General features: G+C 59.7%; 14 protein-coding genes. 9 read left to right on the top strand and 5 right to left on the bottom strand.

Annotated elements, in window-relative coordinates; genetic code table 11:
- Positions 1-24: 24 nt before the first annotated feature.
- A complete protein-coding gene (locus CKF42_RS01825) occupies positions 25-1131 on the bottom strand; it encodes an AAA family ATPase (protein WP_111207350.1) in 1107 nt (368 codons plus the stop codon).
- A gap of 33 nt (positions 1132-1164) precedes the next feature.
- Complete coding sequence (gene cysS, locus CKF42_RS01820) at positions 1165-2550, bottom strand: cysteine--tRNA ligase (RefSeq protein WP_046101382.1); 1386 nt, start codon at positions 2548-2550, stop codon at positions 1165-1167.
- 212 nt (positions 2551-2762) lie between these two features.
- On the opposite strand from cysS, the gene ppiB reads away from it, so the two are divergent.
- From ppiB to purK, 4 genes are all read left to right on the top strand, one after another.
- The gene (ppiB, locus tag CKF42_RS01815; RefSeq protein WP_009091583.1) at positions 2763-3257 is read left to right on the top strand and encodes a peptidylprolyl isomerase B; all 495 of its coding nucleotides are present in this window, start codon (positions 2763-2765) and stop codon (positions 3255-3257) included.
- The gene (gene lpxH / locus CKF42_RS01810; RefSeq protein WP_009091586.1) at positions 3257-3973 is read left to right on the top strand and encodes a UDP-2,3-diacylglucosamine diphosphatase; all 717 of its coding nucleotides are present in this window, start codon (positions 3257-3259) and stop codon (positions 3971-3973) included. Before ppiB ends, lpxH begins: the two co-directional genes overlap by 1 nt.
- Before the next feature lie 130 nt (positions 3974-4103).
- Positions 4104-4610 (top strand): 5-(carboxyamino)imidazole ribonucleotide mutase, encoded by a 507-nt coding sequence (purE, locus tag CKF42_RS01805; RefSeq protein ID WP_111207349.1) that lies wholly within the window; start codon positions 4104-4106, stop codon positions 4608-4610.
- A complete protein-coding gene (purK, locus tag CKF42_RS01800; protein WP_111207348.1) occupies positions 4607-5671 on the top strand; it encodes a 5-(carboxyamino)imidazole ribonucleotide synthase in 1065 nt (354 codons plus the stop codon). Before purE ends, purK begins: the two co-directional genes overlap by 4 nt.
- A 78-nt stretch (positions 5672-5749) precedes the next feature.
- Here the strand turns inward: purK and CKF42_RS01795 are convergent, their stop codons facing one another.
- A complete protein-coding gene (locus CKF42_RS01795; RefSeq protein WP_111207347.1) occupies positions 5750-8041 on the bottom strand; it encodes an ABC transporter permease in 2292 nt (763 codons plus the stop codon).
- Positions 8038-8724 (bottom strand): putative ABC transporter ATP-binding protein YbbA, encoded by a 687-nt coding sequence (gene ybbA, locus CKF42_RS01790; RefSeq protein ID WP_009091595.1) that lies wholly within the window; start codon positions 8722-8724, stop codon positions 8038-8040. Before ybbA ends, CKF42_RS01795 begins: the two co-directional genes overlap by 4 nt.
- Between ybbA and tesA the strand changes: the two genes are divergently transcribed.
- The 5 genes from tesA (at position 8692) to CKF42_RS01765 (ending at position 12477) form a co-directional block, all read left to right on the top strand.
- On the top strand, positions 8692-9318 hold the full coding sequence (tesA, locus tag CKF42_RS01785) for a multifunctional acyl-CoA thioesterase I/protease I/lysophospholipase L1 (RefSeq protein WP_146239913.1): 627 nt from the start codon (positions 8692-8694) through the stop codon (positions 9316-9318). The genes ybbA and tesA overlap by 33 nt on opposite strands.
- A 30-nt stretch (positions 9319-9348) precedes the next feature.
- On the top strand, positions 9349-10122 hold the full coding sequence (locus CKF42_RS01780) for an SDR family oxidoreductase (RefSeq protein ID WP_111207375.1): 774 nt from the start codon (positions 9349-9351) through the stop codon (positions 10120-10122).
- 79 nt (positions 10123-10201) lie between these two features.
- Complete coding sequence (locus tag CKF42_RS01775) at positions 10202-11059, top strand: co-chaperone YbbN (RefSeq protein ID WP_058956350.1); 858 nt, start codon at positions 10202-10204, stop codon at positions 11057-11059.
- 57 nt (positions 11060-11116) lie between these two features.
- Complete coding sequence (locus CKF42_RS01770; RefSeq protein WP_009091604.1) at positions 11117-12031, top strand: SPFH domain-containing protein; 915 nt, start codon at positions 11117-11119, stop codon at positions 12029-12031.
- On the top strand, positions 12031-12477 hold the full coding sequence (locus CKF42_RS01765) for an NfeD family protein (protein ID WP_111207345.1): 447 nt from the start codon (positions 12031-12033) through the stop codon (positions 12475-12477). Before CKF42_RS01770 ends, CKF42_RS01765 begins: the two co-directional genes overlap by 1 nt.
- Here the strand turns inward: CKF42_RS01765 and cueR are convergent.
- Positions 12465-12869 (bottom strand): Cu(I)-responsive transcriptional regulator, encoded by a 405-nt coding sequence (gene cueR / locus CKF42_RS01760; RefSeq protein WP_009091609.1) that lies wholly within the window; start codon positions 12867-12869, stop codon positions 12465-12467. The genes CKF42_RS01765 and cueR overlap by 13 nt on opposite strands.
- Positions 12870-12939 lie beyond the last annotated feature (70 nt).

Raw genomic sequence — 12939 nt, 5'->3', positions numbered from 1 at the left:
TCAGGCGTCCCTGCGGGGACGCTGTTACAGCAACGCCTCTCCCCTGATCCTCGTCTCCCCTTCCCGCTGTTCCAGTGCAATATGATTCACTGCCGTATGCTGCGCAATCAGCGTCGCGAGACGCGGTGAGTGGCTGGTGATCCAGAGCTGACTGAACTGACTGGCTTCGGCAATCAGACGGGCCAGAGCAGGCAACAGATCTTCATGCAAACTGTTTTCCGGCTCATTCAGCGCCATAAAGGCGGGAGGACGCGGGCTGAGCAGTGCCACAACCAGACAAAGAAAACGTAGGGTGCCGTCAGAAAACTCCGCGCTCTCCAGCGGACGCAGAATGCCCTGACGGGACATCAGCATCTGAAAACGACCGTTCTGTACGTCCACATCAAACTGGCTGTCGGGAAACGCCTGCGCCATCACCTCAAACAGCAGTTCTGAATGCCCGCGTTCCACAATGGTCGCCCAGGCCGCCGCCAGATTACTGCCGTCATGGCTCAGCACCGGCGCACGCACCCCAATCTGCGGTGCCCGGATGGGTGACCCTGGCCAGACGGCAAACTCATGATAGAAACGCCACTGCTGCAGACGTTCGCGCAGCTGCGAAAGCTCCGGATAGCGATGCGGTTCACCGAGCTGACCAAACAGCGACTCTTCCGGATGCAGCACCGCCGGATACGCGATGCGCTCTCCCTCCACGTTATGCAGAAAGGCGGTCTGATTTTCACGCTGCATAATGCAGGCGGAAGGACGGCGCTGCTGACCGCTGAGCCAGAGCCGCTCCGCCTTCACCAGCGGATCGAGATTGAACAGGCTGGTTACCAGCGGTTCAGGAAAGCCAATCTCCAGCTGATAATCCATGTCATCCATCACCACGGCCAGTTCCAGCCGCTTTGGATCGTGGCGGCGATCGCCACGACGCAGACCGCCAGCCCACATCGCTTTCTGAATGCCGCCCTCCTCCGCCAGCGCGAGTGCCAGACGACCGCTGGCCGCCTCATGCAGTAGCCGTACTGCTTTATAGAGGTTGGATTTACCGCAGCCGTTAGGGCCGCTCACCACATTGAGCTGCTGCAGTGACAGCGTCAGCTTACGGACTGAACGGAAGCCACGGATCTCAATTTGTTCAATCGTCATAATAAAAAAGGGCGATTGCTCGCCCTCTCCGGTTTATTTTCGACGCCAGCTGGAGCCCTGAGGCCCATCCTCGACAATCACGCCCAGCGCGTTCAGTTTGTCGCGGGCGATATCCGCTTCCGCCCAGGCTTTGGCCGCGCGCGCATCGGCTCGGGCTTTCACCCAATGCTCAATCTCGGCAACCTCTTCATCATTCACCTGCGCGCCGCTCTGCAGGAACAGCTCCGGATCCTGCTGCAGAATGCCCAGCACTTTGGCCAGCTCACGCAGCTTCGACGCCAGCCCATGCGCTGAGGCGCCCTCTTCGCTTTTCAGGCGGTTCACTTCACGCGCCATATCAAACAGCACCGAGTAGGCTTCCGGGGTATTGAAGTCATCATCCATTGCGCTGCGGAAACGCGCTTCAAACGCTTCACCGCCGCTGGCTGGCACGCTGCTGTCGGTGTGGCGCAGCGCCGTATAGAGACGCTCCAGCGCCGCACGCGCCTGATTGAGGTTATCTTCGCCGTAGTTGAGCTGGCTGCGATAGTGACCGGACATCAGGAAGTAACGCACCGTCTCCGCGTCATAGTGCTGCAGCACATCACGTACGGTGAAGAAGTTGCCGAGTGACTTAGACATTTTCTCACGGTCAACCATCACCATGCCGGAGTGCATCCAGTAGTTAACGTACGGACCGTCATGGGCACAGCCCGACTGGGCAATTTCATTTTCATGGTGCGGGAACATCAAATCGGAGCCGCCGCCGTGAATATCGAAATGGCTGCCCAGCTGTTTGCAGTTCATGGCCGAGCACTCGATGTGCCAGCCAGGACGACCGTTGCCCCACGGTGATGACCAGGCCGGTTCATCCGCTTTAGACATCTTCCACAGCACGAAATCCATCGGGTTGCGCTTCACGTCAGCGACTTCAACCCGTGCGCCTGCCTGCAGCTGTTCCAGATCCTGGCGTGACAGCGCGCCGTAGTCAGGATCGCTCAGCACATCAAACATCACGTCGCCGTTATCCGCCACATAGGCGTGACCACGGGCGATCAGCGTCTCCACCAGCGCAATGATTTCCGGGATGTGGCGGGTCGCACGCGGCTCCTGATCCGGCGGCAGAATCCCCAGCGCGGCGAAGTCATTGTGCATCTCGCCAATCATGCGGTTGGTCAGGGTTTCGATGCTCTCGCCGTTTTCATTGGCGCGTTTGATGATTTTGTCATCAATATCTGTAATATTGCGCACATAATTAAGCTGATAACCCAGATAGCGCAGATAGCGCGCCACCACGTCAAACGCCACGAACGTCCGCCCATGACCAATGTGACAGAGGTCATACACCGTGATGCCGCAAACATACATGCCGATTTTCCCGGCATGAATGGGTTTGAATTCCTCTTTCTGTCGACTCAGGGTGTTATAAATCTTAAGCATTGAACGGTTCCGTTTTCGCGTGTGGTTGACACTTTTAAGTATCCAGACATTGTGCCGTATTTTTATCGCTCGCGCGACGCAAAGCAAGCCAACTGCGCCGTGCTGCTGACGCGTCATTGGAAATTATGATATAAGAACGGTCGACAAAAAGGGGGACGCCATCCGACAGAGCGACCCCGGCTACTGATCACAACCTTTACAGGACGACAAAAATGGTAACTTTCCAGACGAACCATGGCGATATCGTAATCAAAACCTTCGATGATAAAGCGCCAGCAACCGTACAGAACTTCCTGGATTACTGCCGTGAAGGTTTTTACGACAACACCATTTTTCACCGCGTAATCAACGGCTTTATGATTCAGGGCGGCGGCTTTGAGCCGGGCATGAAACAGAAAGCGACCAAAGACGAAATCAAAAACGAAGCGAACAACGGCCTGAAAAACACTAAAGGTACGCTGGCTATGGCTCGCACCTCTGCGCCGCATTCCGCGACTGCACAGTTTTTCATCAACGTGGCTGACAACGACTTCCTGAACTTCCGTGACGAAAGCGTTCAGGGCTGGGGCTACTGTGTATTCGCTGAAGTGGTTGAAGGCATGGATGTGGTCGAGAAGATCAAAGCGGTCTCAACCGGTCGCAGCGGCATGCATCAGGATGTACCGAAAGATGACGTCGTTATCCAGAAAGTGACCGTCAGCGAGTAATGTCGCGCACGCTGTTTATCGCAGATCTCCATCTGTGTCAGGAAGAACCGGCGATTACCGCCGGTTTTCTGCATTTTTTACAGCGCGAAGCGCCCCACTGCGACGCGCTCTATATTCTCGGCGATCTGTTTGAGGCCTGGATTGGCGACGACGATCCCAATCCTCTGCATCAGCAGGTGGCCAGCGCCCTGCGCGCCCTGCCGGTTCCGGTTTACTTTATTCACGGCAATCGCGACTTCCTTGTGGGCCGACGCTTCGCGCGCGCCAGCGGGATGACGCTGCTGCCCGAAGAACAGGTGCTGACGCTGTATGGCCATCGCCTGCTGATCATGCACGGCGATACGCTCTGTACCGATGACGCCGGTTATCTGCGCTTTCGCGCCAAAGTGCACAATCCGTGGATTCAGCGGCTGTTTCTGGCCCTGCCGTTGTGGGTCCGCAAACGCATTGCTGCCCGGATGCGCGCCGACAGTAAACAGGCTAATCAGCACAAATCACAGAGCATCATGGATGTGAATCAGGATGCGGTGGTCGCGACGATGCAGCGCCATCAGGTGCCGCTGCTGATCCACGGGCACACCCATCGTCCGGCGATTCATACGCTGACCCTGCAGAGCGAGACGGCGCAACGCGCGGTACTCGGCGCCTGGCACAGCCGCGGCTCCATGATCCAGCTTGACGCTGCTGGCATTCAGCTTATCGATTTCGACTTTTAACCGGCGGGTAAATCCCCGACATCAGCCCGACGCAACCGTTTTCCTTGCGCCCTTCTCATGCTATTCTCTGTGCCCTTCAAAACCTGTCCGCCCGGCCAGGTCTGTTTGTTCATTCACAGGAGTTGACCGCATGTCATCCAACGCCCCGGCCCGCATCGCCATTGTCATGGGTTCCAGAAGTGACTGGGCCACCATGCAGTTCGCCGCTGAGATCCTTACCAGCCTGGACGTCCCATTTCATGTCGAAGTGGTCTCTGCGCACCGCACCCCGGATAAACTGTTCAGCTTCGCCGAAACGGCAGCCGAAAACGGTTTTCAGGTGATCATTGCCGGCGCAGGTGGCGCGGCACATCTGCCGGGTATGCTGGCGGCCAAAACCCTGGTGCCGGTACTGGGTGTACCGGTGCAGAGCGCGGCACTGAGCGGCGTGGATAGCCTCTACTCGATTGTTCAGATGCCGCGCGGTATTCCGGTCGGTACGCTGGCAATTGGCAAAGCGGGCGCAGCCAATGCCGCCCTGCTGGCAGCGCAGATTCTGGCCCTGCATGACGGCGCGCTGGCGTCACGTCTCGATCACTGGCGGCAGAGCCAGACCGATGAGGTGCTGAACCATCCCGATCCGCGGGTGGATGCATGAAGCCGGTCTGCGTTCTGGGCAACGGCCAGTTAGGCCGTATGCTGCGTCAGGCCGGTGAACCGCTGGGCATTGCGGTCTATCCGGTGGGTCTGGACGCCGATCCTGCCGCGCTTCCTATCGCCGACAGCGTGATCACCGCCGAAATCGAGCGCTGGCCGGAAACGGCGCTGACGCGGGAGCTGGCCCGTCATCCGGCCTTTGTGAATCGCGATATTTTTCCACGTCTGGCCGACCGCCTGACGCAGAAACAGCTGCTGGATGAGCTGGGGCTCGCCACCGCGCCGTGGCAGTTGCTGGCGAATAAAAGCGAATGGCCGGCGGTGTTTAACTCGCTGGGCGAACTGGCCATTGTAAAACGCCGCACCGGGGGTTACGACGGGCGCGGTCAGTGGCGTCTGCGCGCCGGTGAGACGCACACCCTGCCGGAGGAGTGCTACGGTGATTGCATCGTCGAGCAGGGCATTAACTTTTCCGGTGAAGTCTCCCTGGTAGGCGCACGCGGCCACGATGGCAACGTTGTGTTCTATCCGCTGACGCATAACCTGCATCAGGACGGCATTCTGCGCACCAGCGTGGCGCGGCCGCAGGCGGATCAGGCGCAGCAACAGCAGGCCGAGGCGATGCTGAGTGCGATCATGCAGGCGCTGAATTACGTGGGCGTGATGGCGATGGAGTGTTTTGTTACGCCAGCCGGACTGCTGATCAACGAGCTGGCCCCGCGTGTGCATAACAGCGGCCACTGGACGCAGAACGGCGCGTCAGTCAGCCAGTTTGAGCTGCATCTGCGTGCCATTCTGGGTCTGCCCCTGCCGCAGCCGGTGGTGTTTGCCCCGTCGGTGATGGTCAATCTGATCGGCACTGCGGTGAACCTCAGCTGGCTGCAGCAGCCGCTGGTGCATCTGCACTGGTATGACAAAGAGGTACGTCCGGGCCGTAAGGTGGGCCATCTCAATCTGACCGACAGCGATGCAGAACGGCTTAAGGCCGCGCTTGATGCGCTGGTACCGCAGTTACCGGCAGAGTACGCCAGCGGCATCGCCTGGGCCGTTGAAAAACTGTAGTTCCCCGTTACCCGCTCGCGGGTGCGGTCCGGATGAAGCTTAAAGGGCGGCCTGGTGCCGCCTTTAAGCCATTATCCCTTACGCCGCATCAAACTTCCTGAACAGCGCCTTTCCTTTCAGTAACCGGATCCCCAGCCAGCCGCCGCACAGCGATAACAGCAGGGCACCGCACAACGGCAACGCCAGCCACAGTGTCCAGTCCGGCTGCCAGGGGAAGTCGAAAATCTTACGCTGCAATCCCCACAGCGCCGCCTCCGCGCCTATGGCCGCCGCCACACCTGAAACTACCCCCAGCAGTGCAAACTCACACCACAGCGTGGTGCGCAGCAGTCGCCTGCCGGCTCCCAGCGTGCGATAGACCACCAGCTCCTGACGACGCTGGCGCATACCGACCTGAATCTGCGCCAGCAGCAGCAGGATGCCGCAGGCGGTGACCAGCACCACCATAATCTCCAGCGCCTGACTGACCTGCGTCAGCACCTGACCGACCTGCCGCATAATGCTGCCGATATCCAGCAGGCTCAGCGTCGGAAAGGCCCGGTTAAGCGCGGCCAGCAGGGCAGGATCGGACGCCATGCGGAAGCTGGTGAGCCAGGTCTGAGGCTGGCTGTCGAGCGCCCCTGGTGGAAAGATAAAGAAGAAGTTTGGCTTCAGGCTCTCCCAGTCCACTTTGCGCAGACTGCTGATGCGGGCGCTGAAGGTCTGCGTATCGCCTTCAAACGTCAGGGTATCACCCAGCTTCAGGCCCAGCCTGTCCGCCAGTTCCACTTCCATCGATACTTCACCCGCGCCAGGCGGCCAGCTGCCGGCCACCAGCGGATTGTGATCCGGGCGCTCCGCCAGGGCCGTCAGGTTAAGTTCACGGTTGAGAGCGTTATCCCGTTCGGGGTCGGCAGGTTTGCCATTAAGTCCGGTGAGCCGCACCCGTGCAATCGGATAAAAGGTTTCGGGCCTGATCTGGTGCGACTGCAGGAAATCGCGCACCTGCGGCACCTGATCGGCCGTCATATTCAGCAGGAAGAAGTTCGGGCTGTCCGCCGGTAGCTGCTGCTGCCAGCGATCCAGCAGATCGCCGCGCATCACCAGCAGCAGCGCCAGCAGCATAAATGAGAACGAAAAAGCCGCGAGCTGGCTCAGCGTCATGCCGGGCTGGCGCAACAACCGGTTGATAGCCAGCCGTAACGCCAGATTGCGCACCACCAGCCGGCGCAGCAGCAGCAGGGTTCCCCAGCCGAGCAGGGCCAGCAGTGCCGCCAGCACCACCACGCCTGCCAGCAGCGCCCAGAGCATTTTACTGCCGCCGACCAGCAGAGCGAGCAGCGCAACGACCACGCCGCTCATCAGCGGAATGTAGATTTTCAGCGGCCAGAGGCTGGCGGCGGGTAAGCTGGCGGGCAGGACCGGTTTCAGCATCGCCATCAGCATCGCTTCCACGCCCTGCCCCACCAGGCCACCGGCTATCGCTGCCAGCAGCAGCACTGCCAGCCACTGACCGATAATCAGGCGCTGCAATGCGCCCTGCGTAGCGCCCAGGGTTTTCAGCACCGCCACCAGATCGTAGCGGCTGCGACAGTAGTGACTCATGGCGACCGCCACGGCGGCTATCGCCAGCATCAGCGTCAGCAGCGCCGAGAGCAGCAGAAACTGCTGCGCCCGCTGCATGGATCGCCCCAGCGCATCTTCGGAATTGTCGACGCTGATCCAGCGCTGGTCCGTTTTCAGCTGCGGTTCAATCCAGCGGTCATAGCGGGCCAGCGCTTCAGGATTACCCAGAAACTTATAGCGCCAGGTCAGGCGACTCCCGGGCTGAATTGCACCGGTTTTTGCGGCATCGGCCAGGTTAATCAGCAGACGCGGCGCCATTTCAAAGGGGTTGAAGCCACCATCCGGCTCCTGGATCAGCTCCCCGGTTATCCGCAGCCGGGTGTCCCCCACGTCCAGCATATCGCCCACTTTCAGATTCAGCAGCGCCATCAGACGCGGCGCGGCCAGGGCGGTGCCCGCCTGCGGTTTCAGCCCCGGCGGGGCTGTCTGCAGCGTGCCAGCCATCGGATAGCGATCGTCTACCGCTTTCACGGCGGCGAGCTGAGGCGACTCACCGGCAAAGGTCATCGTCATAAAGGTCAGCTGACGGCTGACCGTCAGACCGCTCTGCTGCGCTTTCTCCAGCCAGGCTTCCGGTGCCGCATCTGTGCTGCGCAGCGTGCGGTCACCCGCCATAAAATCACGGCTCTGCTGATTCAGCCCTTTTTCCATCCGATCGCTGATCGATCCCAGTGCCAGCACGCAGGCTACCGCCAGCGTCAGGGCCAGCCAGACAATCAGCAGCGAGGGCGACCGCCACTCGCGCCAGAACCAGCGCCAGATCATTGCTCCTCCCACAATTTACCGTCACGCAGCCGGAGACGACGGTCGCAGCGCGCCGCCAGTTGCTCATCATGTGTCACCAGAATCAGGGTGGTGGCAAAGTCACGGTTAAGGGAAAAAAGCAGATCGGCGATGCGATCGCCGGTTTTGCGGTCGAGATTGCCGGTCGGCTCATCGGCAAACAGCAGACCCGGCCGCCCACTGAAGGCGCGTGCCAGCGCGACCCGCTGCTGTTCGCCGCCGGAAAGCTGAGCCGGCAGATGGTGCAGACGTTCCCCCAGCCCCAGCAGCGTCAGAAGTTCACGCGCCTGTTCACGGCTCTGACGGTCACTGTCGCCACGCAGCAGCGAGGGCAGCTGCACGTTCTCCAGCGCGTTGAGGGTTGGCACCAGCATAAAAGACTGAAAAACAAAGCCGACCTGCCGGGCGCGCAGGGCCGCTCGCTGCTCTTCGTTCATCTGGTGCAGCGGCTGCCCCAGCAGATGGACTTCGCCGCTGCTGCCATCATCCAGCCCCGCCAGAATGCCCAGCAGCGTTGACTTACCGGAACCTGACTCGCCTATCAGCGCAATGGTCTCAGCTGGTTTGACAACCAGCTCAACTCCGGTAAGGATGGTTAACTGATGCTCTCCCTGACCGACGGACTTAGTAAGATGATGAACTTCAACAATGTTTTCCGCTGGCATTATCCCTTCCTGTTATTGGTTCTTCTGCTGGTGTCGCGGTTTGCGGCTGCCGATACCCTGATGGTGCTGGGCGACAGCCTGAGTGCGGGCTATCGTATGTCCGCCACGTCCGCCTGGCCCAGCCTGCTTAACAAGCAGTGGCAGCAGCAGCCTGAAGTCATCAACGCCAGTATCAGTGGTGATACCTCTGCTCAGGGGCTGGCGCGTCTGCCCGCGCTATTAAAACAGCATCAGCCGCAATGGGTGTTAATCGAATTGGGCGGTAACGATGGCCTGCGTGGTTTCCCGCCCGCGACCATTACGCAGACGCTGAGTAAAGTGATCGAAGATGTCAAAGCCGCCAATGCGAAACCGCTGCTGATGCAGATTCGCCTGCCGGCCAACTATGGTCGCCGCTACACCGAGGCGTTCAGCGGCATCTACCCGGGATTAGCGCAGCAACACAATATTCCGCTGGTGCCCTTCTTCATGGAGCAGGTCTATCTGAAACCTGAATGGATGCAGCAGGACGGCATCCACCCCAATCCCGATGCCCAGCCTTTTATCGCCCGGTTCATGGCAAAAGAGCTGGCCCCCTTAGTTAAGCAGCCGTAGCGCGCCTGGATGCACAAAAAGGGTAAAGAAATGCAAAAAACCATCCTGATTACAGGTTGTTCCAGTGGCATCGGCCTGGTCGCTGCACAGGATCTGCTGGCGCGCGGCTATCGGGTGATCGCCGCCTGTCGCAAAGCAGACGATGTCGCGCGCATGAGTTCGCTGGGCTTTACCGGGCTTCAGCTGGATCTTGACGATCCGCAGAGCGTGGATCAGGCCGCAGAAAAGGTCATTGCACTCTGCGATAACCGTCTGTACGCGCTGTTTAACAACGCCGGCTTTGGCCTCTATGGCCCGCTTCGGACGCTGACCCGCCAGCAGCTGGAACAGCAGTTTTCCAGCAACTTTTTCGGTGTCCATCAGCTGACGCTGCGGCTGTTACCCGCGCTGCAGGCCAGCGGCGATGGACGCATTGTTAACACCAGTTCGGTGCTGGGACTGATCTCGACCCCCGGACGCGGGGCGTATGCCGCCAGTAAATATGCACTGGAAGCCTGGAGCGATGCGCTGCGGCTGGAAGTACGCAGCAGCGGCATCCGGGTCAGCCTGATTGAACCCGGCCCGATCCAGACCCGCTTTACCGACAACGTGACGCAGGGCGAACAGCACAATCCGGTGCGCAATCCCGGCATCGCGGCCCGCTTTACCCTGCCACCGGAAGCCATTCTGCCGAAACTTCGTCACGCACTCGAGAGTCAGCATCCCCGTTTACGCTATCCGGTGACCCTGGTCGCACACGTGATGAGCCTGCTGAAACGGTTGCTGCCTGGCTGGATGCTGGATCGCATTTTGCGCAGCCATTAATCAGCCGCAGGCATTAGCGCTTGAAGCCGGGCCCGTTGGCCCCATATTCTTAGAACACTTTTTGCAAAGAGACTTCTCCATGTCACCACATGCTTCGATCATCGACATCAACGAATCTAACCTGCAGCAGACCCTTGAGCAGTCGATGCAGCTGCCGGTGCTGTTCTACTTCTGGTCTGAGCGCAGCCAGCACTGCCTGGAACTGACGCCGCTGCTGGAGCGGCTGGCGCAGGAGTATGCGGGTCAGTTTATTCTCGCCCGACTGGATTGCGACAGAGAGCAGCGCGTGGCGGCGCAGTTTGGTCTGCGCTCTATCCCGACCGTCTACCTGTTCCAGGATGGTCAGCCGGTCGACGGTTTCCAGGGTCCGCAGCCGGAAGAGGCGATCCGCGCCCTGCTGGAAAAAGTCCTGCCGCGCGAAGAAGAGCTGAAAGCCCAGCAGGCGATGGCGCTGATGCAGGAAGGGAAACCGCTGGAAGCGCTGCCGCTGCTGAAAGAGGCGTGGCAGTTAAGCAAACAGTCCAGCGAAATCGGCTTCCTGCTGGCGGACGTGCTGATTACGCTGAACCGCAGCGATGAAGCGGAAGCGGTGCTGAAAGTGGTGCCGTTGCAGGATCAGGATACCCGTTATCAGAGCCTGATGGCGCAGATCGATCTGCTGAAACAGGCGGCGGACACGCCGGAGATCCAGCAGCTGCAATCCCAGCTGGAAGCGGAGCCGGCTAACGCCGGGCTGGCTGCTAAACTTGCGTTACAGCTGCATCAGGTGGGCCGGAATGAAGAGGCGCTGGAACTGCTGTTCAGCTTCCTGAAATCCGATCTGAATGCGGCGGATGGCCAGGCGCGTAAAATGCTGCAGGAGATTCTGGCTGCGCTGGGCACCGGCGATGCACTTGCCGCGCGCTACCGTCGTCAGCTCTACTCCCTGCTTTACTGACCGGCAGACCCCGGGCCGAAGCGACTCGGCCCGTTATTCTGACAATGCGGAGGTTGTATGATAACAGTAATTCCTGCCCTGATTGTGCTGGCACTGGTGGCTGTCTGGGCGACAGTCAAGGTCGTGCCACAAGGTTTTCAATGGACGGTTGAACGTTTTGGCCGTTACACCCGCACCCTGCAACCCGGACTGAGCCTGGTGGTGCCGTTCATGGATCGTGTCGGTCGCAGGATCAACATGATGGAACAGGTGCTGGATATCCCCTCCCAGGAGATCATCTCCAAAGACAATGCTAACGTCACCATCGATGCGGTCTGCTTTATTCAGGTCGTTGACCCGGCGCGCGCCGCCTATGAGGTCAGCAATCTTGAGCAGGCGATTCTGAATCTCACCATGACTAACATGCGCACCGTGCTGGGCAGCATGGAGCTGGATGAAATGCTCTCTCAGCGCGACAGCATTAACACCCGCCTGCTGCACATTGTGGATGAAGCGACCAATCCGTGGGGCGTCAAGATTACCCGTATAGAGATCCGCGATGTCCGTCCACCGCAGGAGCTGGTTGGCGCGATGAATGCGCAGATGAAAGCGGAGCGCACCAAACGCGCTGATATTCTGACCGCCGAAGGGGTGCGTCAGGCGGCTATCCTGCGGGCTGAAGGGGATAAGCAGTCGCAAATCCTCAAAGCCGAAGGGGAACGGACCTCGGCCTTCCTGCAGGCTGAAGCGCGTGAGCGTCAGGCGGAAGCGGAAGCCAACGCCACGAAAATGGTCTCTGAAGCGATCGCCGCGGGCGACATTCAGGCCATCAACTATTTCGTCGCGCAGAAATATACCGATGCACTGCAGAAAATCGGCGAAGGGAATAACAGCAAAGTGGTGATGATGCCGCTGGATGCCAGCAGCCTGCTCGGTTCGATTGCGGGCATCGGCGAACTGCTGAAGGAAACCCGCACTGAGTCGAAACGCTGATGCTGGTCGATATCATTGCGCACCCGCACTGGTTCTGGCTGACGCTGGGAGGGTTGCTGCTGGCGGCGGAGATGCTGGGCACCAGCGGTTATCTGCTCTGGATCGGGCTGGCGGCGGTGCTGGTCGGTGTCTTTGAATGGTTTGTTCCGCTCAGCTGGACGGCACAGGGGGCAACATTTGCTGTGCTGACGCTGGTCTGCGTCTTCTTATGGTATCGCTGGATGCGTCACCGCGAAGCGCATCAGGTTCCGAATGCGCTGAATCAGCGGGGGCGTCAGATGATCGGGTCGACGCTGACGCTGGATACTGCCTTGCAGAATCGTACCGGACACGTGCGCATCGGAGACAGCAGCTGGCGGGTGGAGGCCGATCGGGATCTGCCGGCGGGCACCCCGGTGATCGTAGTCGGCATTGAAGGCATTACGCTGCGTGTTCAGCCACGCTGAGCGCAGCACCCGGCCAGATTGTTGATAATCGGGCATTCGGCGCTCTCATCGCCCGGACAGGCGTCTGCCAGTGCCAGCAGACGAGCCCGCATCGCGTGCAGCTCTTCAATGTGCGCGGCTATTTCTTCGGCTTTCTGCAGGGTTCGGGCTTTGACATCGGCACTGTGGCGCGAGGGATTATTAAACAGCGCCACCAGCTCACGGCACTCATCCAGCGTGAAACCCACCTGCCGCGCCTGACGTAACAGGTTCAGCTCATCAAGGTGGTGTCCGCTGTAGCTGCGGTAACCATTTTCACTGCGCACTGGCGGCGTGACCACCCCCTTCTCTTCGTAAAAACGGATCGCCTTGCTGGTCAGCCCGGTCTTTTTCGCCACATCGCTGATGTTCATTTTCGTCCCCTTGACCTTCCCCTTGATGGAAGGTTTATGCTTAAGCATGAATCGAAACTGGCTTAACGGT

The sequence above is a fragment of the Pantoea sp. ARC270 genome (assembly GCF_003236725.1).
Taxonomy (GTDB): domain Bacteria; phylum Pseudomonadota; class Gammaproteobacteria; order Enterobacterales; family Enterobacteriaceae; genus Pantoea; species Pantoea anthophila.
Note: the sequence above shows the minus strand (reverse complement) of the source record. Positions and strands in the feature narration are given on the sequence as shown.

Coding starts and splice junctions, on each gene's coding strand:
- CKF42_RS01825 (WP_111207350.1), bottom strand. CDS start 1,131: ATGACGATTGAACAAATTGAGATCCGTGGCTTCCGTTCAGTCCGTAAG.
- cysS (WP_046101382.1), bottom strand. CDS start 2,550: ATGCTTAAGATTTATAACACCCTGAGTCGACAGAAAGAGGAATTCAAA.
- ppiB (WP_009091583.1), top strand. CDS start 2,763: ATGGTAACTTTCCAGACGAACCATGGCGATATCGTAATCAAAACCTTC.
- lpxH (WP_009091586.1), top strand. CDS start 3,257: ATGTCGCGCACGCTGTTTATCGCAGATCTCCATCTGTGTCAGGAAGAA.
- purE (WP_111207349.1), top strand. CDS start 4,104: ATGTCATCCAACGCCCCGGCCCGCATCGCCATTGTCATGGGTTCCAGA.
- purK (WP_111207348.1), top strand. CDS start 4,607: ATGAAGCCGGTCTGCGTTCTGGGCAACGGCCAGTTAGGCCGTATGCTG.
- CKF42_RS01795 (WP_111207347.1), bottom strand. CDS start 8,041: ATGATCTGGCGCTGGTTCTGGCGCGAGTGGCGGTCGCCCTCGCTGCTG.
- tesA (WP_146239913.1), top strand. CDS start 8,692: ATGATGAACTTCAACAATGTTTTCCGCTGGCATTATCCCTTCCTGTTA.
- ybbA (WP_009091595.1), bottom strand. CDS start 8,724: ATGCCAGCGGAAAACATTGTTGAAGTTCATCATCTTACTAAGTCCGTC.
- CKF42_RS01780 (WP_111207375.1), top strand. CDS start 9,349: ATGCAAAAAACCATCCTGATTACAGGTTGTTCCAGTGGCATCGGCCTG.
- CKF42_RS01775 (WP_058956350.1), top strand. CDS start 10,202: ATGTCACCACATGCTTCGATCATCGACATCAACGAATCTAACCTGCAG.
- CKF42_RS01770 (WP_009091604.1), top strand. CDS start 11,117: ATGATAACAGTAATTCCTGCCCTGATTGTGCTGGCACTGGTGGCTGTC.
- CKF42_RS01765 (WP_111207345.1), top strand. CDS start 12,031: ATGCTGGTCGATATCATTGCGCACCCGCACTGGTTCTGGCTGACGCTG.
- cueR (WP_009091609.1), bottom strand. CDS start 12,869: ATGAACATCAGCGATGTGGCGAAAAAGACCGGGCTGACCAGCAAGGCG.